At 64.2% G+C, this 25,109-nt stretch carries 29 protein-coding genes; 7 read left to right on the forward strand and 22 right to left on the reverse strand.

What is annotated here, in order from left to right; all coding sequences use genetic code 11:
• Positions 1-17: 17 nt before the first annotated feature.
• The 6 genes from V5F78_RS22845 to V5F78_RS22870 form a co-directional block, all read right to left on the reverse strand.
• Positions 18-164 carry a hypothetical protein gene (locus V5F78_RS22845; RefSeq protein ID WP_168168928.1) on the reverse strand — a complete coding sequence of 49 codons (147 nt, stop codon included), beginning with the start codon at positions 162-164 and terminating at the stop codon, positions 18-20.
• Positions 165-493: 329 nt separating this feature from the next.
• A complete protein-coding gene (locus V5F78_RS22850) occupies positions 494-898 on the reverse strand; it encodes a single-stranded DNA-binding protein (RefSeq protein WP_064331666.1) in 405 nt (134 codons plus the stop codon).
• Positions 899-1,610: 712 nt separating this feature from the next.
• Positions 1,611-2,000, reverse strand: coding sequence for a hypothetical protein (locus V5F78_RS22855; RefSeq protein ID WP_445322283.1), 390 nt, complete (start codon positions 1,998-2,000; stop codon positions 1,611-1,613).
• 190 nt (positions 2,001-2,190) lie between these two features.
• Positions 2,191-3,129 carry a DUF2493 domain-containing protein gene (locus V5F78_RS22860; RefSeq protein ID WP_394069819.1) on the reverse strand — a complete coding sequence of 313 codons (939 nt, stop codon included), beginning with the start codon at positions 3,127-3,129 and terminating at the stop codon, positions 2,191-2,193.
• 328 nt (positions 3,130-3,457) lie between these two features.
• Entirely contained in the window at positions 3,458-4,504 is a 1,047-nt protein-coding gene (locus V5F78_RS22865) for a DUF7146 domain-containing protein (RefSeq protein ID WP_064331668.1), read from the reverse strand.
• Positions 4,504-8,856, reverse strand: a complete 4,353-nt coding sequence (locus V5F78_RS22870) for a strawberry notch-like NTP hydrolase domain-containing protein (protein WP_445322284.1) — start codon at positions 8,854-8,856, stop codon at positions 4,504-4,506. The genes V5F78_RS22865 and V5F78_RS22870 overlap by 1 nt, the downstream gene beginning before the upstream one ends.
• 269 nt (positions 8,857-9,125) lie before the next feature.
• On the opposite strand from V5F78_RS22870, the gene V5F78_RS22875 reads away from it, so the two are divergent.
• On the forward strand, positions 9,126-9,521 hold the full coding sequence (locus V5F78_RS22875) for a hypothetical protein (RefSeq protein ID WP_064331670.1): 396 nt from the start codon (positions 9,126-9,128) through the stop codon (positions 9,519-9,521).
• A gap of 54 nt (positions 9,522-9,575) precedes the next feature.
• Here V5F78_RS22875 and V5F78_RS22880 read toward each other — a convergent pair whose 3' ends face one another.
• The 16 genes from V5F78_RS22880 to V5F78_RS22955 form a co-directional block, all read right to left on the reverse strand.
• Positions 9,576-9,992: a hypothetical protein gene (locus tag V5F78_RS22880; protein WP_064331671.1), complete on the reverse strand. Its 417-nt coding sequence runs from the start codon at positions 9,990-9,992 to the stop codon at positions 9,576-9,578.
• A gap of 168 nt (positions 9,993-10,160) precedes the next feature.
• Positions 10,161-10,583 (reverse strand): hypothetical protein, encoded by a 423-nt coding sequence (locus tag V5F78_RS22885; protein ID WP_064331672.1) that lies wholly within the window; start codon positions 10,581-10,583, stop codon positions 10,161-10,163.
• Between the two features lie 69 nt (positions 10,584-10,652).
• Positions 10,653-10,847, reverse strand: a complete 195-nt coding sequence (locus V5F78_RS22890; RefSeq protein ID WP_064331673.1) for a hypothetical protein — start codon at positions 10,845-10,847, stop codon at positions 10,653-10,655.
• 9 nt (positions 10,848-10,856) lie between these two features.
• A complete protein-coding gene (locus V5F78_RS22895; RefSeq protein WP_064331674.1) occupies positions 10,857-11,258 on the reverse strand; it encodes a hypothetical protein in 402 nt (133 codons plus the stop codon).
• 289 nt (positions 11,259-11,547) lie between these two features.
• Positions 11,548-11,712 (reverse strand): hypothetical protein, encoded by a 165-nt coding sequence (locus tag V5F78_RS22900; protein ID WP_168168929.1) that lies wholly within the window; start codon positions 11,710-11,712, stop codon positions 11,548-11,550.
• 277 nt (positions 11,713-11,989) lie between these two features.
• Positions 11,990-12,118, reverse strand: a complete 129-nt coding sequence (locus tag V5F78_RS22905) for a hypothetical protein (RefSeq protein WP_256388478.1) — start codon at positions 12,116-12,118, stop codon at positions 11,990-11,992.
• 153 nt (positions 12,119-12,271) lie between these two features.
• Complete coding sequence (locus V5F78_RS22910; protein WP_064331675.1) at positions 12,272-12,694, reverse strand: antirestriction protein; 423 nt, start codon at positions 12,692-12,694, stop codon at positions 12,272-12,274.
• A gap of 91 nt (positions 12,695-12,785) precedes the next feature.
• Entirely contained in the window at positions 12,786-13,085 is a 300-nt protein-coding gene (locus V5F78_RS22915) for a hypothetical protein (protein ID WP_064331676.1), read from the reverse strand.
• The gene (locus tag V5F78_RS22920; protein ID WP_064331677.1) at positions 13,082-13,351 is read right to left on the reverse strand and encodes a DUF6117 family protein; all 270 of its coding nucleotides are present in this window, start codon (positions 13,349-13,351) and stop codon (positions 13,082-13,084) included. Before V5F78_RS22920 ends, V5F78_RS22915 begins: the two co-directional genes overlap by 4 nt.
• Positions 13,352-13,420: 69 nt before the next feature.
• On the reverse strand, positions 13,421-13,897 hold the full coding sequence (locus tag V5F78_RS22925; RefSeq protein WP_064331678.1) for a UCP036055 family protein: 477 nt from the start codon (positions 13,895-13,897) through the stop codon (positions 13,421-13,423).
• A gap of 101 nt (positions 13,898-13,998) precedes the next feature.
• Positions 13,999-15,366, reverse strand: coding sequence for a chromosome partitioning protein ParB (locus V5F78_RS22930; protein WP_394069813.1), 1,368 nt, complete (start codon positions 15,364-15,366; stop codon positions 13,999-14,001).
• A 54-nt stretch (positions 15,367-15,420) separates the two neighbouring features.
• A protein-coding gene (locus tag V5F78_RS22935; protein ID WP_394069811.1) for an IS3 family transposase occupies positions 15,421-16,580 on the reverse strand; the annotation gives its coding sequence in 2 pieces (ribosomal slippage) (positions 15,421-16,319 and positions 16,319-16,580; 1,161 coding nt in all).
• A 24-nt stretch (positions 16,581-16,604) separates the two neighbouring features.
• A complete protein-coding gene (locus tag V5F78_RS22940) occupies positions 16,605-17,405 on the reverse strand; it encodes a ParB/RepB/Spo0J family partition protein (protein ID WP_394069809.1) in 801 nt (266 codons plus the stop codon).
• 107 nt (positions 17,406-17,512) lie between these two features.
• Entirely contained in the window at positions 17,513-17,677 is a 165-nt protein-coding gene (locus V5F78_RS22945) for a hypothetical protein (protein WP_245337324.1), read from the reverse strand.
• A gap of 172 nt (positions 17,678-17,849) precedes the next feature.
• Positions 17,850-18,803 (reverse strand): ArdC family protein, encoded by a 954-nt coding sequence (locus tag V5F78_RS22950; protein ID WP_064331680.1) that lies wholly within the window; start codon positions 18,801-18,803, stop codon positions 17,850-17,852.
• Positions 18,804-18,970: 167 nt separating this feature from the next.
• Entirely contained in the window at positions 18,971-20,392 is a 1,422-nt protein-coding gene (locus V5F78_RS22955) for an IS1182 family transposase (RefSeq protein WP_064331681.1), read from the reverse strand.
• A gap of 205 nt (positions 20,393-20,597) precedes the next feature.
• On the opposite strand from V5F78_RS22955, the gene V5F78_RS22960 reads away from it, so the two are divergent.
• The 6 genes from V5F78_RS22960 (at position 20,598) to chrA (ending at position 24,970) form a co-directional block, all read left to right on the forward strand.
• Positions 20,598-20,969, forward strand: coding sequence for an ArsR/SmtB family transcription factor (locus V5F78_RS22960; RefSeq protein WP_046845536.1), 372 nt, complete (start codon positions 20,598-20,600; stop codon positions 20,967-20,969).
• On the forward strand, positions 20,962-21,489 hold the full coding sequence (locus V5F78_RS22965) for an arsenate reductase ArsC (RefSeq protein ID WP_064331682.1): 528 nt from the start codon (positions 20,962-20,964) through the stop codon (positions 21,487-21,489). The genes V5F78_RS22960 and V5F78_RS22965 overlap by 8 nt, the downstream gene beginning before the upstream one ends.
• Positions 21,490-21,497: 8 nt before the next feature.
• Positions 21,498-21,923, forward strand: a complete 426-nt coding sequence (arsC, locus tag V5F78_RS22970; RefSeq protein WP_064331683.1) for an arsenate reductase (glutaredoxin) — start codon at positions 21,498-21,500, stop codon at positions 21,921-21,923.
• 9 nt (positions 21,924-21,932) lie between these two features.
• Positions 21,933-22,988: an ACR3 family arsenite efflux transporter gene (arsB, locus tag V5F78_RS22975; RefSeq protein WP_064331684.1), complete on the forward strand. Its 1,056-nt coding sequence runs from the start codon at positions 21,933-21,935 to the stop codon at positions 22,986-22,988.
• The gene (gene arsH / locus V5F78_RS22980; RefSeq protein WP_064331685.1) at positions 22,988-23,704 is read left to right on the forward strand and encodes an arsenical resistance protein ArsH; all 717 of its coding nucleotides are present in this window, start codon (positions 22,988-22,990) and stop codon (positions 23,702-23,704) included. The genes arsB and arsH overlap by 1 nt, the downstream gene beginning before the upstream one ends.
• Positions 23,705-23,770: 66 nt before the next feature.
• A complete protein-coding gene (chrA, locus tag V5F78_RS22985) occupies positions 23,771-24,970 on the forward strand; it encodes a chromate efflux transporter (RefSeq protein WP_064331686.1) in 1,200 nt (399 codons plus the stop codon).
• The last annotated feature ends 139 nt before the right edge of the window (positions 24,971-25,109 follow it).

Raw genomic sequence — 25,109 nt, forward strand, 5'->3', positions numbered from 1 at the left:
GACAAAAAAGAGGGAGCTTAAGCTCCCTCCCTCGCCCGCTCCCGGCGCTCGGCCTCCGCGCGCGCGGCTTCGAGGCGTCGCAGCGTCTCGGCGCGCTCCTCGCGGGTGAGGATGCAGTGGTCGAGCTCGGCGATTTCGGCGTAGATGTCGAGAACCTGCGTCATGTGAACCTCCTTTGTCTCGATGACGGAGGCGATTGTCCGGGCGTTGGAGGGATGGGTCAGGGATCGCGAAGCGACCGGAGAATCCGGCGTCTGGGGGAGCCGATTTTGTCGTTGCGTAGCGGCGGCAAAATTGGGGGCACCGGGCGTCCTTGACGCGGCCCGACTGCCGGTATGATCGGCTTCTCATTGAGAGAAAGACGGTTGGGCACAGCGCTGCAACCGCGTTCAGCGACAGATGCGCGACGGTGGGGAAGCCCGGCGCGGCCGCGCTCCGCCATGAGCATGAAGGAACCCGGCGGCTCGCGCCGCCGGGTCTTTGGACCTCCCGCTCAGAACGGGATGTCGTCGTCGTAGTCGGGAAGCCCGCCGTTTTCGTTTTCGGTTTGCTTCGCCCGGCTCAGGAAATCGACCGTCTCGGCGATGATCTCGCATCCGTAGCGATCGTTGCCCTCCTGGTCCTTCCACTTCGAGTAGTGGATGCGACCGCGAACCAGAACCTTCATGCCTTTCTCGCAATAGTCCTGGATCGTCTTGCCGAGGCCGTTGAAGGCGGTGATGCGGTGCCATTCGGTGTCCTGGACCCGGTAGCCCTTCTCGTCCCGGACGACCTTGCCGTCCGAATAGCGGGGGCGCGAGGTGGCCAGCGTGAAGTGGGTGATCCGGGTGCCGCCCTGGGTGGTGCGGGTTTCGGGGGCCTGACCGATGTTGCCGGCGAGAATGACGATGTTCTGCATTGTAAGTCTCCGTTGCTTCTCGGAGAGACCATCCCTCCGACGAGACCCGGCCAAGGCCGTCGGGAGACTCCTGCACTGACGCCTTCGGCGGCAGCTTGACCCCCAAGGCCCCAGGTGGAGCGGGCAGCCGCGCCTGCGCGGCAACACGGGTGGGAGCTGCGGGGGTTGCCGGAGGAAACAGAACGGACTTAGGGGATCAGTCAGTCGGAGGGATTGGTGCCTCTGAAAGCACGAACACGGGGACACACAGCAGAACCATCGTCCTTGCCGGCAACAGCGAAGAGGCAGGCCCCATGGACCTGCGCCGCCTTCGAAAGACACCCGTTCATCTCTCCTTCCGGCCACCCGCGCCCTTCCTCGGACAGGCTGGACGGAACGAGAATAAAGAGGCTACCGGGCTCGTAGACGCGGAACAGCGCCGCGTCGCCACTGTCGATGGCAGAAGGCTCGATCCACTCGACCTGCGGAAAGGTTCGTGAAGGTCTCCGCGGCCGTATCCACTTTACGAAATGAATGAGCTGGCTGGCACGGCCTGTCTACGGCCTGCAGACCTCACGCCAACGACAGACTTCCTGAGCCGGGCGAAGCAAACCGAAAGCGAAGTATGGTGTGGGCAGCAGTGTCGTGGCAGCGCGTCAGTGCGGGAAATCCAAGCCCGGCGGCGCGAGCCGCCGGCTTTCTTCGCTGAGACCGGCGGGTCGCCGCCGGCCCATCACCGAGAAAATATCGACACGCCGAGGGCGTTCAGATTGACCATGGCCGCGATGCCGATGAACAGACCGGCGCTGGCGGAAAGTAGATTGAGCATCAAGCCGGGGTCGATCGCGTTTTTCGCTACACCATGGATGAGCGCATAGCCGGCGATGACGGCCGGTACGGCGAAGACGGCGAGAGCGATCAGCCGCAGCGCCGGATTCCTGGCAAAGCCGAGAACCGCGAGTACGAGACCGATCGACAGCAATGCCGCGCTGACGGCGGCCAGCCCCGACAAGAAGATGCCGGCTCCAGCGCCCCAGGCATATTGGGCGGCCGACAGGCCAACCATGAACGGCAAAGCGTAGATCGCGAGATTGTAGGCGAAGACGCAGAAGGCGATCGTCAAGGAGATGGCGAGAAGGATGAGCGACATGGAAACCTCCACATGATCGGTTGAGGATCACGACAGGCTGCCTGTAGATACGCTCCGCCTGCGACTATGCGACTTTTCCGGTTCTGCAAGGATGTTTCATAAGAGCCATCAACCTCTCCGATAGTCAAGTATTGGCGGCTGGAATAGCCGCCAGCGGCGGCGCTTACGCGCCGCCGTCGAACTGCATGGTGGGAATGCCGAGCTTGCGGGCCTTGTCCGCGAGGTTTCCCTGAATGCCTCCGCCGCCGAAGACGAGGACGCCGACCGGCAGCACCTCCAACATCGTGTCGTTACGCTTGTATGGAGCCTGCTTCGCCGGATACTTCTCGAAGTCGGGCGTGAAGGCGATCTGCGGCACCTTGCGGTTTTCTGCCCAGCGGGCGGCTATGCGTTCCGCGCCAGTCTTCGCGCCGCCGTGAATGAGCACCATGTCGGCGTGCTTCGCACGGACCTGATCGAGCTTCGCCCAGATCAGGGTGTGGTCGTTGAAGTCGGTTCCGCCCGAGACGGCGACTTTCGGACCGGCGGGCAGCAGCACCTCTTTCTCAGCCCGGCGCTTCGCGGCAAGGTAGTCTCTGGAGTCGATCATCGCGGCGGTCAGATTGCGATGGCTGACCTTCGAGCCGGTGCGGGGCCGCCAAGCGCTGCCGGTCTGGTGCTCGAAGGCTTCAGCGGCGACGTCGCGGAAGAGTTCCATGCTGTTGCGCCGTTCGATCATGGTCTGGCCCTCTGCCGTGAGGCGTTCGAGCTCGACCGACTTCACCTCGCTGCCGTCCTGTTCTTTCTGAAGCCGGCGCTGCGCCCGCTCGTTGTCGTCCAGCTCGCGCTCCACCCGGCCCGTGGCGCGGTGGAAGAGATTGACGGTTCCCCAAAGCAGTTCTTCGAGATCGGGTTCGAGGCGGGTGTCGCCGAGTGTCGCGACGAGGGAATCGAAGATATCTGCGACGGCTGCGGCGACGGCGTTGCCCTCCGGAAGCGGCCTCGGATCGGGTTCGTCCTGATACGGCCGCCAGCCGTAGAGCTGGAGTTCATTGAGGACATGATCGGTGGGAGAAGAGGTGTGGATCGGCTCGTAGCCTGCGATTTCGTCTTCGTTCGTCATCGTGAGCGTCCTTGCTTGGAGACCGCGCCCATCGCGGCCTTCGCAGGCGTCGACGCCCACAGGCGGCCCGGACTGGCAGCCCTCGCCTCTCGCGAGGGCCTCGATGGCCAAGCCCGGCTATTTTGCTTCGCGCTGCAAAGGCGGGGCTCGCCCCGCCGGCGGAAAATAGCCGGGCGCCGCGCCATTGCCCGACCGGGCCGTTTGTGGGCCGATCGCCCTTTCAGAAGGCCGTGGGCGTGGGCTCTCCGACAGCAAAGGTCGCTTGCGGTGATGAGAGGAGACGGCAGGTGAAGACGCCTGTACCGCGCCGCGTCCCCTGCCGATCGCCTCAGCCCTCCACGAAGCGGCGGACGTCAGCGGGATGAACCTGCTCCAACAGGGTCGCCCGGAGGGCGTCGACGCCGCGCCAGCGCAGATCCTCGTTGAAGTCCTCAAGCTTCGGCGACAGTGAAATCGCCTCGATTCCGAGGCTCGTTGCTCTGGCGACCAGGCTGTCTCGCGCACCGTCCCCTGCCGGATCGCGATCCCGGAGGACATAGAGCCTGCGAAGGCTCAGTGGGAACAGGACGGCAGCGAGATGTGCGGCCGAAAGCGCCGCCATCATCGGCATGTGGGGCAAGACCTGACGGGGCGACAGCACGGTCTCGATGCCTTCGCCGGCCGCCAGCACCTCACCGGCGACGCCGAAGCGGACACCGTGCCCGAGAAGATCGCCCATCGCCCGCCGCGGTGAATCGACGGGCGCCTTGCCCGAACCGTCCGGTGAAAGCCAGGTGCGGTGCGCGCCGGTCTGCCTGCCGTCGAGATCGGTGACGGACGCGACGATCGCCGGCCAGATCTCGGTGGGCGAATGCGCGTCCGGTTTATAGTAGCACCGCCCATGGTAGCGCAGCGCGGCGACGCCGGAGAGGGACGTGATCGCCCGCCCGTTGAGGTAGATTTCCGCAAGCGTGCCGTCGATCGGCTGCGACATCGCGAAAAGCCGGCGGGAGGCTTCCGGCGATCCCGACGGCGCGGGGCTGGAGGTGCTGCCGGTCGGCGTCCCCGTCTCCTCCGGCTCGGGATGCGGGAGCGAGAGGAACCGGCGTGCTTCCTCGGCCACGTCCTTGAAGTCGACGAGGCCGAGCGCCTCGCGGATCACGTCAAGCAGATCGCCATGCTCGCCCGTCGATGCGTCGGTCCATTTTCCCGCCGCGCCCTTGCCGGTTTCCGGCCCGGTCAGGCGCACGAACATCGAGCGTCCGGGGCTGTTGCGCGCATCGCCGACCTGCCAGTAGCGTCCGGCGCGCCGGCCAGACGAAAGGTATTCGCGGCAAACCGCTTCGGCGTGATGGCCGAGACGGACCGCCAGCTCGGAGGCGTCGTGACGGGGCATCACGCCGCCTCCCTCTCGCCGATGCGCTCGACCGGCCAGCGGTCGAGCACCCTGGCGAGCACGTCCGGGCCGTTGGCGTCGGTCGGCACGAACATGCGCAGCTTCCACGAGATGATCTCGTGGAACAGGCCGTAGGCCGTCAGGCGCTCGCGCATCGTGTCGTCGAAGCCCGACAGTTCGATGCGGTTCGCGCCCATGACGCGCGCCCGGCGAAGCTGAAGCCCCTCGGTGAGGTCGAGGATGGTGCGGCCGTCCATCAAGGCCGTGAAGGCGTCGTCGGGCGTGATCGACGCGGCGCTGGTCGTGGTCGCGGTCGCCGCCCATGCTGGGGATACCTGGCGGCCGATGATGCGCTCACCCTCGTCGGTCTGGAGCCGGTAGACGCGCGTCGAGTCGTTCGGCAGCCGCTTCCAGATCGGGAGAAGCAGGCCCGTGACCATGTGGAGCGTCGCGTCGGTGAACTCCGGCACCTCCGCGATCTCGGCGCTCCAGGCCGAGGTGAAGGTCTCCCGGTCGGCTTCGACCCAATGGGTCTCGCCCATGAAGCGCACCGGGATATTGTGCGCCTCGGTCGGGCGGATCAGGCGGACGCGCCGTTCGACCTCGCCATCATCGAGCATCACGCTGCTGGCCGGGATTTGCACGGCGGCCCGGCCTGAGCGCTCATTGACGAGGAGCTTCGCACGCGGATCGCCGAGTTCGGCGAGAGCCGTGTCGAGCGTCACCGGCCGGTTGCGCCTGCGCTCGTTGATCGTCAGCAGGCTGGTTTCCGCGCCGGTGCGCGGATGGGTGTAGATCGTCTGGCGATCGACGACGACGAAGCTTTCGGCGCGCAGCGTCTCCAGCCCGGCATCATAGATGCCCGATGCGATCGCGCCCTCGATGCGGGCAGTCAGGAGCTGCTCGAAAGCCGTGAAGAGGATGCCCTGAAGCTCGATGGTGAGCGCGAGCAGCCGGTTGAGGAACGTCGTGATCGGCGGCAGCTCGTCCTTGATGCCGGTCGAGTCCATCAGCTTCAGGCCGGTGGCGGACTCGAAGCGGTCGAGCGAGCAGCCCTCGACCTTGCCGCGCACCAGCAGCATATAGAGCTGACGTAGCGCATCGCGGGCGTAGTGGCTCTCCAGATTATCCTCGGGCCGGAACAGTCCTTGGCCGCCGGTCTGGCGCTGGCCGCGCGTGATCGCGCCCAGCGTGTCGAGGCGGCGGGCGATGGTGCTGAGGAAGCGCTTCTCCGCTTTCACGTTGGTCGAGATCGGCCGGAAGAGCGGCGGCTGCGCCTGGTTGGTGCGGTGCGTGCGGCCGAGGCCCTGAATGGCGGTGTCCGCCTTCCAGCCCGCCTCGAGCAGATAGTGGACGCGCAGTCGCGTGTTCTTCGCCGCCTTCTCCGCATGGTAGCTGCGGCCGGTGCCGCCGGCATCCGAGAAGACGAGCACGCGCTTGGCGTCGTCCATGAACGCCTGCGTCTCCGCGAGATTGGCGGCCCCGGCGCGCGTTTCGACGACCAGCCGGTCGATGGTGACGCTGCCGCCGCGCTTGCGGACGATGCGCCGCGAGCGGCCCGTTACCTCGGCGACCATGTCGGCGCCGAAATGCTGGACGAGTTGGTCGAGCGCGCCGGGAACCGGCGGCAGGCTGGCGAGCTTGGCGATCAGCGCGTCGCGGCGGGCGACGGCTTCGCGGCTTTCGACCGGCTGACCGTCGCGATAGACCGGGCGCGACGACAGGTTTCCTTCCGAGTCCGTGAACGGCTCGTAGAGCTGGACCGGGAAGGAATGGGCAAGATAGTCGAGGACGTATTCGCGCGGGGTGATATCCACGCGCACATCGTTCCACTCCTCGGTCGGCAGTTCCGCCAGCCGCCGTTCCATCAGCGCCTCGCCGGTCGAGACGATCTGGATGACGGCCGAATGGCCAGCTTCCAGATCGGCGGCGATCGAGCGAAGCAGGGTCGGCGTCTTCATCGAGGTCAACAGATGGCCGAAGAAGCGCTGCTTGGCGCTCTCGAAGGCCGAGCGGGCGGCGGATTTCGCCTGCCTATTGAGCGTGCCCGACCCGCCTTCGCCGCCGCCGGTGATGTTGGCGGCCTGCATCGCGGCATCCAGATTGTTATGGATGATGGCGAAGGCCGCGGCATAGGCGTCGTAGATGCGGACCTGCTGGGGCGTCAGCTCGTGCTCGACCAGCTCGTATTCGACGCCGGCGAAGGAGAGCGAGCGGGCGGTGTAGAGACCGAGCGCGCGAAGGTCGCGGGCGAGTACCTCCATCGCCGCCACGCCGCCGGCCTCGATCGCCTCGACGAACTCGGCGCGCGTCGCGAACGGGAAATCCTCGCCTCCCCAAAGGCCGAGCCGCTGCGCATAGGCAAGATTGTGGACGGTGGTCGCGCCGGTGGCGGAGACATAGACGATCCGGGCGTTCGGCAGCGCATGCTGGAGACGCAGGCCGGCGCGGCCCTGCTGCGAAGCGGCCACATCGCCGCGTTCTCCCTTGCCGCCAGCGGCATTCTGCATCTGGTGCGCCTCGTCGAAAATGATCACTCCATCGAAGTCGGAGCCGAACCATTCGACGATTTGCCTGACCCGCGAAACCCTTTCTCCGCGGTCGTCGGAGCGCAGCGTGGCATAGGTTAGAAATAGGATGCCCTCGTTCAGCGTGATCGGCTTGCCCTGCGGGAACCGCGACAGCGGCGTGACCAGCAGGCGCTCCATGCCGAGCGCGCCCCAGTCGCGCTGCGCGTCCTCCAGGAGCTTGTCCGACTTCGAGATCCAGACCGCCTTGCGGCGTCCCTGGAGCCAGTTGTCGAGGATGATCGCAGCCGATTCACGTCCCTTGCCGACGCCGGTCCCGTCGCCGATCATGAAGCCTTGACGGAGTCGGACGGCGCCCTTGGCGTCCTCGGCCGCGACGGTCAGCTTGTCGAAGGTGTCGTCGACCGTCCACGCGCCGACGAGGAAATCGGAATGCGCCTCGCCGGCATAGATGACCGTTTCTAGCTGCGCGTCCGAAAGCAGGCTGAGCATGTTCCCCGGCAGCGTCGGGCGATAGCTCGGCCGCGGCGGGGCGACGCTCGCCATCGACGCCGACTGCACGAGCTGGGTCGGATGCGCCTGCGCCCCTGTGATCCGGATGGTCTGGAGGCTGTATTCTTCATAGATCGCGTCCGACAGACGCCCGACCTCGGCGGGCGTCCAGTCGACAGTCTCGTAGAAGAGCGGAATGCCCTCCGGTTCGGTATGCGGCACAGCCGGCGCGGCCCTGGCCGCCCGGTTGATATAGGCGCGCACGGTGCGGGGCGCGGCTGGCGCGGCAACCGGCACTGCAATAGCGGGATCGATAGGCAGGCGGGCCGGAAGATGCTCGGTCAGCCATCCGATGAGCGTGGCGACGTCCGGCGCGACGCCGGGCGCGGCCGGGAACACGTACGGATCATCGGCCGGAAGCTTGTCGATGACGGTCAGCCGCGTCGGAATGGTCGTGCCATGCTTGGCATAGACCGAACCGTCGATCGCGGCGGAGAACACGACGCGGCCGTGTTCCTGCAACCGGGCATAGGCCGAGGACCAGGCCGGAGCGTCGGGCGCGAAATTCGCCCCGGTGATCGCCACGAGCCGGCCGCCGGGCGCAAGGCGCGACAGCGCCGAGGCGACATGGCGGAATGCGGCGTCCGCCATGCGGCCCTCGACATTCGCCATGACCGAGAATGGGGGGTTCATGAGAACGACGGTCGGGTGGAGGTCCCGTTCAAGGTGATCGTCGATCTGGGCCGCGTCGAAGCGCGTGACGGCAAGGGCCGGAAAGAGGTGGGAGAGAAGATCCGCGCGAGTTTCGGCCAGCTCGTTGAGCAGCAGCGAGCCGCCGGCGATCTCGGCCAGGATGGCGAGGAGGCCGGTGCCGGCCGAAGGCTCCAGCACGCGGTCGGCCGGCGTGATGGCCGCGGCAAACGAGGCTGCCAGGCCGAGCGGGATCGGCGTCGAGAACTGCTGGAAGGTCTGCGCCTCCTCGGAGCGGCGCGTATGCGTCGGCATCAGGCCGGCGATCTTGACGAACTGCGGCAGGATCGCAGCGGGTGATCCGGCTTTGCGGAAAAGCGGCTTTCCGTATTTGCGCAGCAAGAGGACAGTCGCCGCCTCGCAGGCGTCATAGGCCGTCTTCCAGTCCCAGGCACCGGTGGTGTCGGACGCGCCGAACGCGGATTCCATTGCAGCGCGCAGTGTGGCGGCGTCGACGCGCTGGCCGCGTTCGAGATGAGGAAGGAGGAACTGTGCCGCCGCGAAGACGGCGGCGGAGATATCGGTATCGGCGGCGAGCGCGATCGGCGCGGTGGCGGATGCCGCCGCGGACACGGAGATCATGGTCATCGGAGAAGCCTCGGGAGAGCAGGGCGGGATCGAGCCCGCGCAGCGCTCTCTCTCGACCGCACCGGCTCAAACCCGTCCCGGCCTCGCTCTCCCTCTCATGCCATCAACCAGATCGCCGAACGCCGCCGATCGCGGCCCGCGGTGCTCTACCGTGACGTCGTCGCGGCGAAGCCTTTGGTTTACTATTGGAAGAAAGGATTTGAGGCGAATTCGGCCTCGCAGATCTGGAGAATATGAGAGTATTTGAAAGGAATACGCGCGTGATGAAGTCACTGCTCCCGCGAGCGCCGAGATTCTATTGGCTGGTTATCCTTGCGTTCGCCGCGTCGGTGATCATGTCCGACCTGCCGGGTTTCGGTGACGAGCATTGGTCGACCTCGGTCGCGTTCCGTGGGAGCGTCATCGCGGTTGCGGCTATTCTGGCAGTCCTGTCCGAGGTCTGGGACATCGCGCCCGCGGTCATTGTCAACGCGGAGGCCCGTTACCAGAACCGGCAGGCTTGCGAGGTCTACACGATCCCGGTCGCTTTCGAGGCAGCACGGACTTTCATGCCGGGGATATCGCGGCTGCGCGTGACGCGGACGGATGACCATCGGGCGATCCGACCGTGGACTTTGCGCTTCGAACACGCCGCAGAGGGACGAAAGGGTGAGTGGTAGCGCGGCCGATACCCGGTAAGGTAGCCATCACGAGCATGACGAGAGGCGCTCGGGTCAGGCATCGTGATCACCATCTCCGACAGCCTGATCGAGCCAGCCATCGGTATAGGTCCAGGCGACGGTCTTCCCCGTGGCAAGATCGAGCACATGTGCGCCGCCGCCGAACGCGCCGACGCGCGGCCGGTCGCAGGTATTGGCATATTGAAAGCCCCAGCGGCCGGTCAGACCGAAGTTGGTGGCGCACAACCTGACGAACTGGATCAGGCGCTCGGGGTCGCCGGTGCCGTTGTCGCGCATCCAGAGTTTGGTGCCGCCGTGCTCGGGTTGGATCGACAGGAGGAAGCCGTCGGACGGGGGCTCTTCCGAAGCGCCCTCTAGGGAAAGCTGATTGTAGAGGTCGAGCGCGCGAGCGGCGTTGTCGGGTGTGCCGACGTCGAGCAGGCAGGAGAAATGGGTGAAATAATTGGCCATGTCAGGCTCCTGAAACAGGAAAGCCCGGCGCGAAGCCGGGCGGAACGAATGAAGGGGAACGGCGGTCAGGCCGCTGGTGGGGGATGGATGCGGTCGTCGTCGATCGCGACGACCTCGGCAATGGGCTCGCGGCAATCTGCCGTGATCAGATCTTGAAGAAGGCATGGCTCAAAGCCGATCCCCCTCGCCGGGAGCGTCAGGATCGCGAGCGCCCGCGATGATCGCCTCGCCGCGCGCGACGGCCCAAATGGCGCGGCCGATCCATTCCTCCGACGATGCTCGGCCAGCCTGTACGTCCGCGAGCATCAGCTTCAGTAGGCCAAGCAAAATCTCGAAATGTCCGGCCTTGCGTTGGACCGTCTCGGCGAATTGCGAGGGAACGGGAGCAGCCTCGCCGGCATACGCAGCATCGGCACCCTGCCAGATGCCGGTGACATAGGTCTCGCCGGACGTGTCGACGTCCTCCTTGGCATCTTCCCAGCCATCGTCATCGATGGCTTTGCGGCATGCCTCTGCGATCGTCTCGGCGCTGTAGGTTCGCGAACGGTAAACCGGCAGGTGGTAGGTGGTCTCAATGGTGTAGTCGGGCATATCAGGCTCCTGAAACGACAAAGCCCGGCGCGAGGCCGGGCCGGGATGGGGAATGGGACGCCGACGGCGTCAGAGGCGGAAGTGCGCCACGAGCCGCTGGGCAGCGGCATGGTGGCGGAGCATGTCGCGGTAGAAGCGTTTGCGGGCCTCCCGCCTCGCGGGATCGCGGCGCGCCGATCGAGCGAGCCTGCGGCGCGCAGCGCGGATCACGGTCCGGTCGCTGTCCCACACCATGATGTCGAGACGCAGATAGGTCGCGTACATTGGCGCCTCCTAGACGTTGATGCGTTCGCACAGGACGTCGATCTCGGGCAGATCGAGGCCCGCATGCGCGCCGTCATTGGTGAGGATGGTCATGAAGACCGGATCGAGAGGCCCATTCACGAGAGCGAGCTGAAGGGTACGAAGGCCAGCCAGCAAGGCATCGCGTTCATGGGCCGTCACAGTGACGGTGTGAAAGGCCTCGACCGTCTCGCCGCGTTCGAGCAGGCGCACGCCGCTGTGCTCGTCGATTTCGTAGTCGTCGAACTCCTGCACATATCCGGTGGCGAGCCATTCGCCATCGTAGTGGACGCTCTCGGCAAGCTTCTGCGCCTCTTCGGGCGTATCGGCCTCGACGACGGTTTCGTAGTAGACGAAGGCGTCGTGGCCTTTGCTGACGACAAATTTCGGCATGGGAATCTCCATAGGAAACGCGTCCGGCGCGCGGCCGGTCGAGCTGGTGGGAACAAGGGTGAGAGATCAGGCGGCTTGCGGCAGCCGAAGCAGCTCGGCGGCGGTCTCGCGCCAGACGGGCGCCGAGAGCCTCTCTCTCAGCTTCGACCCGTCACCCGGCCAAGGGCCTGCCCTCGCCCTCTCTTGTGGGGGCTGCCGGCGCGGCGATGTTGCCGGCGCCGGAGCCGCCGACAACAAGGGAGGCCCGGTCGCTCCGCGCTCCGGGCCGTTGATGTGAGGCGCCTGCGCCTCACTGGAAGGGATCGATTTCGAGTTCGATCATGTCCTCGTCGCCGTCGAATTCCCCGGCAGGCATGGCGACGTGGGTTCCGTCCCCGGCCTGGAACACGACGATCGACACCATCAGCGTGGTGGCGAGGCTGGCGGCGAAGGCGGTGGCATCTGCATAGGACATGGGTTCCGGCTCCTGTCTTGGGAGGCGGGGGACCATCCCCCGCGCGACAGGCGCCCGAAGTGTCCGAACGGATCGGCAATCACCCTTGCGGTTCGGGCATGTCCCGATCCGCGAGGGCGGCACGCTGGCGTAAGCCGACCCCTCGTGGGTTGATTGATAAGGAGACGGCTCGGACCAAGGTCGGCGAATGGAAGCGGGGGTGGTGTTCTGCCTTCGACAGCATGCCGCTAACCCGACGCAGATGACGCGCCGCGCCAGCCTTGCCGCTACTCCGATGTCAGCCTGACGGGAGTTTCGGGCCGGGGGTGGAATCCATCTCCGTTTCCAGGCCGGCGGAGCGACGAAGGGCGTCGTCCAGCGAGGCGTACGCGTCCAGTTCGATGATGCGGGTGAAGCAGTCGGCCATGTCGGCTTCTCCGCGACGGGCGGCGGAAGCCACTCTCCCGATCCCATCCCGTCACGGCTCAGCCGGCCTTTTGCTCGCTCTCCAGCCGCCGGCGACGGCGGCGATGGCCGCATAAAAAAAGCGCCCCGCCATGCGGAGGGGCGCTTGCGTCGATCAGTCGATGGCCGCGTAGATCGCCGAGGCCTCGGAATGTCCGTCGACATAGGCATGGAGGCGATCATAACCGAGCGGCAGCAAGTCGGAATCGGTCTGGAAAGCGAGATGCGAGAAGGTGAACAGCGTGGCGATGATGCCGGCAGCCTCCGCTGAGACCTCACCCCGGAACTCGGTGATGTCGCTTTCGATCCGGAAGCGCCGATCTGAGGCCGGTGCGAGGAACAAGGGGTATCCCCGGCGCTCGTAGAAATTCCAGAAGCCGCCGCCGTAGTCGCGCGGGCTGAGCCGGTCGATGAAGGTGTAGACCGTATTTTCGGCGACGATCAGAAGCCGGATGCCGAACAAGGTCGGCAGGAACATTTCGCGACGGTCGTCCGGAACAATCGTTGCGGCATCGGGTCGGTTGGTTTCGAGTGTCATGGCCTGGTTCTCCAGAGAGGATGAGGACAGGTCCGGACGGCTCTCTCTCCATCTGTCCGGACCATCCTGGCCCGGCAGCGCTCTGCCTCTCTCAGGCCCTCCAGAGGCCACGCGCGATTTCGCGTTCGAGCATGGCGCGCGCACTTGCCATCACGTCGTCGCCTCGCGTCTCGGGATGTTCGAAGAACCGCGCTTCGGGACCGTGCTCGATCCAGTCGGCGTAGTAGCAATACGCCCGATCGCCGAGCCGGAAGGCCGCCATGTCGGCGGCCCAATGCGGCTTCGGCTCGACGACGACGGTAACGCCGTCGCGGGTTTCCTGCCATGGCAGCGAGCGTCTGGAGGGAGGGCAATGGAGATCGGCGGCGAAGATCTCTTCGACGGTGATCATGACGCTGCTCCTCCCTCCGATCTCGCGACGAAGCCGTTCGGATCGTTGGGATCGGGCGGCAGGTAGGCGTCGTAGGGGTTGCCGTCGGCCAGATGGCCGAACGGCGTCATGACGTAATCGCCGTCATCGGCGCGGCCGACCGCGCAAAGGACATAGCGACGCTCGCCGGTGACGGCGTCCAGGCACTCCATAAGTGCGAGACTGCCGTCGCCAGCGGCGCGCAGCAGCGTATTGAAATTGGCGCGGGCATGATCGGGAATGGCCATGGTGGGCTCCTGAAACGAGATGGCCCGCCGTCGGGCGACGGCGGGCCGGGTGGATGGTAAGCGGGGTGATCAGGCGGCGGCCCGGCCTTCGACGACATCCGTGCCGACCTCGTCGGCCGTGACCTCCTCGAGGCGGGCACGGCTGTATCCTTTGCTGGCCACCCAGAGTTCGGCCGCCTCGCGGTTTTCGGCGAGGTGCAGCAACTCGGTATCGTCGCCAACATCCTGCATGACGCGGAACTGGCCGATCTTCGGCCGCTCGACCACCTGGAAGGTCAGGTCGCTATCGATGCCGTAGGTCCGCATGACCGTGATGAGGATAATGCCCCCTTGGCCGAAGTCGCCCTCATGCAGGGTGAAGGACGGCGGGCTCGTGTAGGTCGGACGCTCCCGGCCCGGCGCCTTGCGCACGAGGCGGCCGACGCCGTTGCGGGATTTCCACGCGGCGAGCTTCTTCGTGAAGCGTGCGGGAGGTTTCGGCTGGCCATCGCTGTAGGCCACAAGCGAGCCGAGCGGCGCGATATCGAAAATCAGGGAAGCAGACATGAACGGGGTCTCCTGAAACGCAAAAGGCCCGGCGGGATGCCGGGCCGTGAAGAGGAAGGGGAAGAAATGCGGGGCGGCCGGAGCCGCCCCGCCGGTGCGCGCTATTCCGCGGCGACGAGAGCCACGGGATCGTCATCGGTCTCGGCGACGACCTCCTCGTCGTCCCCGGCGAGGAAGTCGGGCAGCGCCACCTCGGGCTCGGCCGCTTCGGACGCAACCTCGACCGCGGACTCCTCGGTGACGAGACGCAGCGGTTCGGGCAGCCAGGCGGTATTCGCGAGCCGCTCCTCCGCTTCGGACGCCATCCACATCTTGTCCTTCTTCTGGTGGTCGAGGAGATTGGCGGTGCTCTCGCCGACGGCCTCGGCGATCGCTTCGAGGATGCGCTGCTTGGTCACGCGACCGAAGTAGTTCGCGACGGTCGGCCGGAATCCGGCTTCCGCCATGTCGAGATCGGTCACGCGGGCCAGGCGATCGGCTTCCGCCATGCGCGCCTGGAGCTGCGTTTCGGAGATGCCGCTGGCGCTGAGGGGATTGGGCCGCTCATAGAGCGCGTTGATGCCGAGCGACATGCAATGAGCCAGCAGCGCCATGCGGTTCTCGTCGTCGAGGGCAACGAGCCAATCCCAGAGCGCATCGTCGTCGGTGGGCACCTTGGCCTTCCATGCGGCGTGCCGCTCATCCACGGCCTTCGCGTAGGGCGTGGTCTTGAGATCGGTTCCCTGACCGCTGCAATAGACCTCATGAACCGAGACCTGGACGGTCGCGCCGCGCGTGGACCGCCTGAAGGCGTCACGAACGAGCTTGTGCAGCAGCGCCGTCATGGCGACATGCGGGTTGTTGCCCACGGCGTTGCGCAGCGCGATGGTACGATGCGCCGACAGCTCGATCACCAGCTTCTCGGGGAGAGGTCTGATGACGTCCACATCCTCCTCGCGCTCGACCGGCTGGCCATTGACCGTGACGACGGTGCGCGGTCCCTCGGGCGAGAGGTCCTCATCATCCTCGCCATCGATGTCGGCGTTCGGGTCCAGCGCTTCGGTGTCGACGGTCTCGACCGGCTCGTCCTCGGGACGCACCCAGCCGCGATCGACGATAAGCTCGCCGTCCTCGTCGACGGTGATGAAGACGCCGCCGATGGCGATTTCAGCCGGATGGAAGACGGTCGGCCTGCGCTCGAAGGCTTCGAGCTGCTTTTCGATCTCGCCCAGGCGCCGGTCGATGTCCTCGGGCAGCTCCTGATCGGCCGGATACTTTGCCTCAAGGCGCTCCTGCTCCTTGCGCAGCTTCTCGCGATCGCGGCGTTCCTTCTTGGACAGCTCGGCCGGCGTGCCGACGATCCCGCGCAGGTCGTGATCGTAGCCGTAGGGAAGTTCGAGGTCGGCTTCGACCCACTTCCAGCCTTCGGCGGCCACCGCGTCGGCGGTTGCCTTCAGCTTCCCGGCGACCAGCCGGTCGAGAAGCGGCACGTCCTCGAGCCAGCCCTCCTCGTCATCGTCGAAGAGGTATGGACTTGCCCTGATTTAATGGAGAGGTTCTGTCACTAGTTTACGTTTTATCATCTCGAACTGGATCGGTGATTTATACCCGAGTGCAGAATGTCTGCGCACAGGATTATAGAAGCCGTCAATGTATTCGCCAATGGCTTTGATTGCATCCTTACGTGTGTAGAACACAGTTCGCCATATCAGTTCTGACTTGAACGTTTTGAAGACGGTTTCCACCATCGAATTATCGTAACAATTTCCTTTGCCGCTCATGGATGGAAGCATGCTGTGCGCTTTGAGGATTTTACGATACTCATAACTGGCATATTGGCTTCCCCTGTCCGAATGCTGGATCAAACCCGGCTTTGGTTGCCGGATTGCAATGGCCTTCTTCAAAGCACAGATAGCAAGGTCCTTTTTCATTCGGTCACGCGCTTCCCAGCCAATGATGCGACGAGAATAAAGATCGACAACGATTGCCAGATACAGCCATCCTTCTGCGGTCCATATGTAACTGATATCGACACCCCATTTCTGATCTGGTCCGTCACAAGTGAAGTCCTGATCCAGAAGATTGGGTGCGACAGGCTCACCATGATTGCTGTCGGTCGTGCGTTTGAAGCGCGTTTTCTGCCGGGCTTTCAAACCATTTTCACGCATCAGTCGCGCCGTGCGGTGACGACCTGCTCGAATGCATTCTTCATTCAGTTCAACATGCATTCGAGGGCTACCATAGGTTCCACGTGACAGTGCAAACTGATTACGAATGTGAGCCAGAATAATCATGTCATCAAGCTGACGACGACTGGGCAAACGATGCTTCCATGCATAATAGCCGCTGATGCTGACGCCTGCGAAAGCACATAGCCGTGATAGAGACATATGGGCCTTCTCCGTGTCGATGAACGCAAATTTCATCGACTTGTCTCCCGAGCGAAGAAGGCCGTCGCTTTTTTTAATAAATCTCGTTCTTGGCGTAGAAGCTCGTTTTCTTTACGAAGCCGGGCAAGCTCCTGGCTCATGTCCTCATGCGGACCAGAAAGCAGATCTTTCTCAGCAAAATTGCGCCGCCAACGGTCAAGCGTTGACTTACCAATCCCGAGGTCATCGGCAACCGACGAAATGCTTCGACCACTCGTCGTTAAAATCCGAACGGCTTCGCGTTTGAACTCTTCTGTAAATTCTCGCTGCTTCAATTCTAAGTCTCCTGTCAGTTTTGTCTAACAGAAGCCCTCCACTTTTGAAGGGGAAGTCCAGTAACGCGGAAGGACGGGGCCGCCCGCCGCCAGATAGGCGTCGAGGCCGATGAAGCGCGCGCGCTTGTCGGATGCGGGCACCTCGGTCTGGGTGAGCATGTCCCGGATCTGCCAAGGCTCATTGTTGTGGGACTGCCGGACGGCATCCCACACCTGCTCCTGGCGTTCATGATCCGGATGGGCGGTGAACGCCTCCAGCATCCTGAGCGTCATGCCGTTCGCAGCATAGACCTCGTGCAGCTTGGGCGAGACCTTGGCGAGCACCAGGCGCTGCTCGACATAGCGCGTCGTCGTGAAGTAGGCGCTGGCGACCTCCTCATGGGTCATTCCGCCATCCACCATCCGCTTGAACGCGCGGAACTGGTCGAGCGGGTGAAGAGCGACGCGGAAGGTGTTCTCGGCCAGCGAGTCGTCGACGGCCGAGGTCTTGGCGTTAGCCTTCTTGACGAGGCAGGGGACCAAGCCGTCCTCGGGGAAGCGGCCCTTTGCCACCAAACGGGCGATGACGCGATGGCGCCGGCCGCCGGCCGGGGTCTCGAAATCACCGGTCTCGTTGCCGTCGGCGTCGAGAATGGCGCGCACATTGATGCCGAGGATCAGGTCCTCGCGTCGCTCGACATCGAACTCAAGTTCATCGAGGCCGGCATCGGCATCGACTTCGCGAACATTGTCGCTCGACAGATGGATGCGGTTGAAGGGAATGTCGCGCGACCGCGAGAACTCGATCATCGCGAGGGCGGGCTTCTTCTTGGCAGCTCGGGCCATGGTGGGGTACTCCGTGACGGGCGCCGAGAGCCTCTCTCTCCGCTATCAACCCGTCACAAAACCCCATCCCCTCTCTCACTCTCTCGACGTCGATGCGGGCGCTTCCCTCAACGGACGGGGAACGACGGCCGCGGCTCGTTCACCCGGTATTTCCGCCGCAGCGCCTCGATCGCCGCTTCCTGCCGGACGATCCTGCGGCGAAGCCGGTCGAGATCGGGACCGGCCGCCTTGAGCAGATCGTCCAGAATGCGGCGGTATTCCGCCTCGTCCACGCCGCTCCACCGGCTCATCGCGCGACGGTAGTGCCGCGCTTTCGGCCGCCCGCGGATCGTCTCCGCGTCGGCCCGGCGGGACACCGCGTGTTCGGCCAGCGCGAGATTGCGCCGGCTTTGGGCGAGGCTGCTTCCATGCGCCGGAGAGCCGCGCGCAGCCCCTCGCGCTGCATCACGCCGCCCGCCTGTGCGGCTCGGCGTCCACCGGGTGCAGTTCGTCGTCCGGGGCGAAGGACAAGATCCAGTCGGCCGCCTTGCTCGCCTGCGAGGCCGCGCGCACGATGGCGCGGGAATCCTCGCGCATGACGTCGAGCCAGCTCCCGATATAGTCGGCGTGGCGTACGGTCGGCACGATGCCGAGCGCGGCGCAGGCGAAGGCTGAAATCTGCTCGGCTATCAGCTCTTCGAAGGCATATTTCTTCGTACCGAACGAGCCGGTCAGGTCACGGTTGAGCCGGCTATGATGGCCGCTGGCGTGACCGAGTTCGTGCAGCGCCGTACGGTGCCAGTTGATCGGCTCGAAATAGGCCTGGGGCGGCGGGACCGTCACATAGTCCTGCGACGGGACGTAAAATGCCCGATTGCCGCCGATACGGAAATCGACGCCGGTCGCCTTGATGAGCGCTTCGACCCTCGGCTCGATCAGGCCGGGCGGCGGCGGAGCAACGGTGACGATGTCATCGGGCAGTCCTTCGCATTGCGCGACGTTGAAGACCGTAAAGCGCTTCAGGAAGGGAATGGCATGTGCCTCCTCGCCGGTCTCGCGCGCCCGGCGCTTCTCGTCCTCGGGGACGAAACGGTCGGCATAGACGACAGCGGTGCCGTGCTCGCCCTTGCGCACATTGCCGCCGAGCGACAGCGCCTGTCGGAATGTGAGCCAGCCCTGTCCGGGGAAGCCATGCTGAACGACGGCGCCCCAGAGGATCAGGATGTTGATGCCACTGTAGGCGCGGCCGGTGCTGGCGTTCTTCGGCAGGCCGAGCGGTGCCTTGGTGGCCGCCGTGCCCCAGGGCTGCACCCACGGCACCCGGCCGGCCTCCAGCTCGGCAATGATCTTGCTGGTGATCTCGTCGTAGAGGTTCGCCCGGCTCGAGCCGGCGCGAACGCTGCGATCGTGTCTGGACATCGCGGTTCTCCGCGACGGGCGCCGGAAGCCTCTCTCCCAGCCCTCAACCCGTCACGGTAAACCCCGTCCGCACTTTCACTCTAGGGGGCGTTGCGGGGCAGGCTGTGCAGAAACTCAGCGAGGACTCGATGCGGCCGCGATGACGCAAACCGAATAGAGCGGGGTTCTCAGCCCCGCGACATCAGCGCTCCGGTTCCGAAGGCGTTCGAAGCGCGGATAATGTTGAATGCCAGGACCGAGAGGGCAGCTTCGGCTTTCACCCGCCGCAAACCGCGGGTCAGGAAGCGACCTCCGCCAGACATTCGCTTGATGGTGCCGAAGGGATGCTCGACCGTGCAGCGCCGGATCGTCATAAGATCAGGTTTCTCCTGAACCCGACGTTCCATCCGATCGAGCGCGCCCTGATCCACGAGCCTGTGAATGGTGCGCTGATATCCCGGCGTACACTGCTGTTTGATCTGGCAAGTCTGGCAGGCGGGCGTTCTGTAACGGATCGCCCGATTTCGGGTATGCTTGCCCTTGGGATACATGGTTTCACCAGCAGGGCAGCGGATCGTGTCGGTCTGCTCGTCATGGACGAATTGCACGGGGCGGAAGTATTGCGCGCTCATGGCCCCGCGCTTGATCGGCGCTGCCACGCGGACACCGTCCTGTTCGCAACGCGCGACTTCCTGCGCGTTCGAGTAGCCTCCGTCCGCCAGCACTTCGAGCTGGTCGACGTCGAGCACTTCTTTTGCCGCTATCGCCATTGGATGCAGCAACTGGCTGTCGTTGGCTTCGTTGGCGACATCGTTGTGAATGATCAGCCCGCTTTCGATATCGACGACACTTTGGAGATTATAGGCCGGGAACTTCGGCGCCCGACCATATCCCATTGGTCGTGCATCCGGCTCTCCGAAGACCACGACGTTGGTATCATGCTCAGCAAGTTCGGCCTGCCGCTTTTCCAAGCGCTGCTTACGGCGTTCGAGTGACGCGATCGCGCTGGCAAACGCAGCGCGATTGACCGTCTGATCGCGCGCGCCCGCCGAGTGTTGATCTGCTATGTTGAGGCGGTCGAGATAGTAGGCGATTTCTGTTTCGGTATGAGCGATGTCGCGTGCCAGACGATCCGCTCCTGCAATATTCTTCGCGCTGGCAACCGCCCGCATCTTTGTTCCGTCCAGCGCCACCTTGCCAGGAGTGACCAAGCCGTTCTCGCGACAGAAGCTGATGAATGCGGCCCCCGTGCGGACGATCGCTTCGGGGTTGTCGTGCCGGAACGCCGCAATGGTCCGATAGTCCGGGGTCATGCGCCGCATCAGCCAGATGGCCTCCAGATCGCGCTGGCAGGCGCGCTCCAATTGTCGCGATGAACGCAACTGGTTCAGGTAGCCCCAGATGTAGAGCCGCAGCATGTCGCCGGGGTGATAGCCAGGTCGTCCTGTCGGGGCAGAGACGGTGCGCTCGAAGCCGAGCGCCGTGAGATCGAGGGTTTCGACGAAGGCATCAATGACGCGGACGAGAGAGTCCTGCGACACGTAATCTTCAACACAGGCGGGCAGCAGTAACGGCTGGCTCCGGTCATATCCCTCAATAAAGCGTCCCATCGTGCCCCCGTCCCGCAAATAATTAAGTGTACCATCCGCAGGTGAATAACCCCAGTAAATGCTTGGTAATACGAGCAATATCTACTGAGCGCGCTTGGGCTTCCCGTCCTCACTGTTCGGCGGCGCTGTCCAGCTACCCGACCAGGTGGAAACTTCGGATCGTCCCTGCCTAGACTCTCGCCCATATGTCGATTAGTCTCGACATATGGAATCAGATAATGCCATCCTCGCTTTCGCCGCGCTCGCGCAACCGACCCGACTCGACGTGTTCCGTCTACTGATGGAGCATGAGCCGGACGGGTTGCCCGCAGGCGAGATCGCCCGCAGGTTAGATGTCCCCCACAATACGATGTCCACACATCTGGCGACGCTGACGCGCGCCAGCCTGATAGAGGCGGAGCGGCATAGCCGGTCGATCATTTATCGGGCAAGGCTCGACGCCGTTCGCGCGCTTGCCAGCTTTCTCGTCAAGGATTGCTGCGGCGGCCGACCCGAGATCTGCGCGCCGCTGATCGCCGATTTTTCCCCTTGCTGCTCACCGCAAACCCTCACCGCAAAGGAGGCCACTCATGACTGACCGCATCTTCAACGTCCTGTTCCTCTGCACCGGCAATTCGGCGCGCTCAATCCTCGCGGAAAGCATCCTGAACAAGGATGGCGAAGGCCGATTTCGTGCCTTCTCTGCCGGGTCGCAACCCAAGGGGGCGGTCAATCCCTTCGCGCTGAAGGTGCTGAAGAGCTTCGACTACCCCTCTGAAGGCTTCCGCTCGAAGGGTTGGGAAGAGTTTGCTGGGCCTGATGCGCCTGTTATGGATTTCGTGTTCACCGTCTGCGACAACGCCGCCGGCGAAACCTGCCCTGTCTGGCCTGGCCAGCCGATGACAGCTCATTGGGGCATCGAAGACCCTGCCGCCGTCGATGGGCCGGATATCCAGAAGGAAGCCGCCTTCGTTGCGGCCTTCCGCTACATGAAGAACCGCATCTCGGCGTTCACGTCCCTGCCGGTTGCTAGTCTCGACAAGGCGTCGCTGCGCACGAAGCTGACCGAGATCGGCCAATCAGATGGCGCGTCGTCTCCCAGAAACAGCGCGGCGTGAGGCAAGCCATGGATGCCATCATCTATCACAACCCGGATTGCGGGACTTCGCGCAACACCTTGGCGATGATCCGCAATGCGGGCGTCGAGCCGCATGTCATCGAATATCTGAAGACGCCGCCATCTCGGGATATGCTGACTCGGCTTATCGCGCGCATGGGTATATCTGCGCGAGAGCTGCTCCGTGAGAAAGGCACGCCTTATGCCGAACTTGGCCTTGGCGACCCGGCTCTGAGCGAGGCGCAATTGCTCGATGCCATGATGGCGCATCCTATCCTGATCAACCGACCCATCGTCGTCAGCCCTAAGGGCGTCCGGCTCTGCCGACCGTCCGAGGACGTGCTCGACCTGCTGCCGCCGCAACGCGGCGCGTTCGTCAAGGAAGACGGCGAGCGCGTGATCGACGAACACGGCCAGCGTGTCGCAACGGCCTGAGGGAATTGCATGTCCACCTTTGAACGCTACCTGACCCTCTGGGTCGCGCTGTGCATTGTCGTCGGCATCGCGCTCGGCCATTTTCTGCCGGGCGCATTTCATGCCATCGGCGCGATGGAAATTGCCAAGGTCAACCTGCCGGTGGCGGTACTGATCTGGCTGATGGTCATCCCTATGCTTCTCAAGATCGACTTCGCTGCGCTTGGTGAGGTCGGCCGCCACTGGCGCGGCATCGGCGTAACGCTGTTCATCAACTGGGCGGTAAAACCGTTCTCGATGGCGCTACTGGGCTGGTTGTTCATCGGCTGGGTGTTCCGGCCCTATCTACCTGCTGACCAGATCGACGGTTACATTGCCGGCCTCATCATCCTTGCAGCCGCGCCATGCACGGCCATGGTGTTTGTCTGGTCGAACCTGACCAAGGGTGAACCGCATTTCACATTGAGCCAGGTCGCCCTCAACGACGCGATCATGGTCGTCGCCTTTGCGCCGATTGTCGGCCTGCTGCTGGGCCTGTCAGCCATCACCGTGCCGTGGGGCACGCTGGTCCTGTCGGTCGTCCTCTATATCGTCATGCCCGTCATCATCGCGCAGATCATCCGTCGCCGGATGCTGACAAGTGGCGGGCAGGCAGCGCTTGACCGGCTGCTTGCAAAGCTCGGCCCGGCTTCTCTCGTCGCTTTGCTGGCGACGCTTGTTTTGCTGTTCGGATTTCAGGGCGAGCAGATCATCGCGCAGCCGGCCATCATCGGCCTGCTGGCAGTGCCGATCCTGATTCAGGTCTATTTCAACTCCGGCCTTGCCTATCTGCTCAACCGGCTTGCCGGCGAACAACATTGCGTTGCCGGTCCCTCGGCGCTGATCGGCGCGTCAAATTTCTTCGAACTGGCGGTTGCCGCCGCCATCAGCCTGTTCGGTTTTCACTCGGGTGCGGCGCTCGCCACCGTTGTCGGGGTGCTGATTGAAGTGCCGGTGATGCTCTCGGTCGTCTGGATCGTGAACCGCTCCAAAGGCTGGTATGAGCGTGGCGGCAAGGTGTCCGAACTCGCGAAAGAGCAGCGTTGATGCCGGACGATCTTCCCAATCTTGATGCCGGCTGCGTTGATACTCCCAGCCTTGGTCGGCTGCGCGTAACCCACCCTTCTACCCATCCGCCGCGTATCCTGCTGCTTTATGGCTCGCTCCGCGAGCGATCCTACAGCCGTTTCCTGACATTCGAGGCCGAGCGCCTGCTGAAACACTTTGGCGCGGAAACACGCATCTTCGATCCGCATGGCCTGCCATTGCCGGACGGCGCCGAGGTCAGGCATCCGAAAGTGCAGGAACTGCGAGAGCTCTCGCTCTGGTCGGAAGGCCAGGTCTGGACCAGCCCGGAGCGGCACGGCGCAATGAGCGCGGTGATGAAGGCGCAGATCGACTGGATTCCCCTTTCGGTCGGCGCGGTAAGGCCAACGCAGGGCCGGACACTCGCGGTGATGCAGGTCTCCGGCGGCTCGCAGAGCTTCAACGCCGTCAACCAGATGCGTGTGCTCGGCCGCTGGATGCGCATGGTGACGATCCCCAACCAGTCCTCCGTCGCCAAGGCCTTTCAGGAGTTCGACGATGCGGGCCGGATGAAACCGTCTTCATATTATGATCGAGTGCTCGACGTAATGGAGGAACTGATGAAGTTTACGCTTCTGACGCGCGACGTCTCACCCTACCTGACCGACCGCTATTCCGAGCGCAAGGAGAGCGGCGAGGCCCTGATGCAGCGGGTCAATCTGACGGCTGCAACCTGAGAATCTATCCCGCGCCGATCGCACGTCATCGCTCGCAAGAATGCCCCAACCAACGAGGTCCCTTGAATGGATCATAGCCGGCAACAGTCGCAAGGAAGCGTCTCCGAGGTATTCCGCGCATTCCTGAAGCTGGGGCTCACCTCCTTCGGTGGACCGATCGCACATCTGGGCTATTTCCGGGACGAGCTGGTGACGCGGCGAAAATGGCTGAGCGAAAGCGCATATACCGATTTGGTGGCACTGTGCCAGTTCCTGCCCGGTCCGGCTTCCAGCCAGGTCGGCTTTGCTCTTGGTCTGACGCGGGCGGGATGGCTCGGCGCGTTCGCAGCTTTCCTCGCCTTCACCCTGCCATCGGCCATGATCCTTCTTGCGCTTGCCATGACGGCTACGCGGCTGGAAAGCCCGTTAGCGCTTGGCGTCCTACATGGTCTCAAGATCGTCGCCGTCGCCATCGTGGCGCAAGCCGTGTGGGGCATGGCAAAAAACCTGTGCCCCGATAAGGAGCGCGCCACGATCGCGGTCGTGGCCGTGCTTCTGCTTGCCTGGGCGCCGGGAGCGATCGGGATGATGGCGGCCATACTGCTGGGCGCACTTGCCGGGCTGGCTCTTGGCAAAGGACAGGTCACGATTGGCGAGCATCTGCCTGTGCCGGTTTCACGCAAAGCCGGACTGATGGCCTTCGCGCTGTTCGTCGCCCTACTGATTGGCCTGCCGGTCCTAGCGGGGCAAGCGCAAGGATGGGCGCTGGCGGACAGCTTCTTTCGTGCCGGCTCGCTTGTCTTTGGTGGCGGACATGTCGTGTTGCCGCTGTTACAGGCTGAAACGGTCACGCCAGGATGGGTGTCCGATGATGCCTTCCTTGCGGGTTATGGCGCAGCGCAGGCGGTCCCCGGACCGCTCTTTACCTTTGCCGCCTGGCTCGGAGCGGTCATGGGACCGGCGCCGAACGGCGTGGCCGGCGCGACGATCGCTCTTGTCGCACTTTTCCTGCCGGGCTTCCTAATCCTGATCGGGGCGTTGCCCTTCTGGGATCAACTGCGCCGTAAGACGTGGGCGCAGTCGGCCATGCAGGGCGCCAATGCCGCAGTCGTCGGAATCCTCGGCGCTGCGCTTTATTCGCCTGTCTTCACCAGCGCGATCGGAGGCATGCCGGATTTCGCACTGGCCTTGATTTGTTTCGTGGCGCTGATGGCCTGGAAAGCTCCGCCATGGGTCGTCGTGTTGCTGGCGGCCGTGGGTGGAGCTGCGCTTAGCCTGTTGATGTAAGGCGGTTTCGAAAGCTATCGGGCTCACTCTGTCAAACCCGAGGTAGCACGATGCTGAATTGTGTCGCGCCACGCCAACGCTAGCCGGCGAGATCCAAGCCCAGCGACATCAGGGAGAGTTTCTGCACAGCCTGGGGGTC

Source organism: Roseixanthobacter glucoisosaccharinicivorans, assembly GCF_043195095.2.
In the GTDB taxonomy this organism is placed as follows: Bacteria; Pseudomonadota; Alphaproteobacteria; order Rhizobiales; family Xanthobacteraceae; genus NCEH01.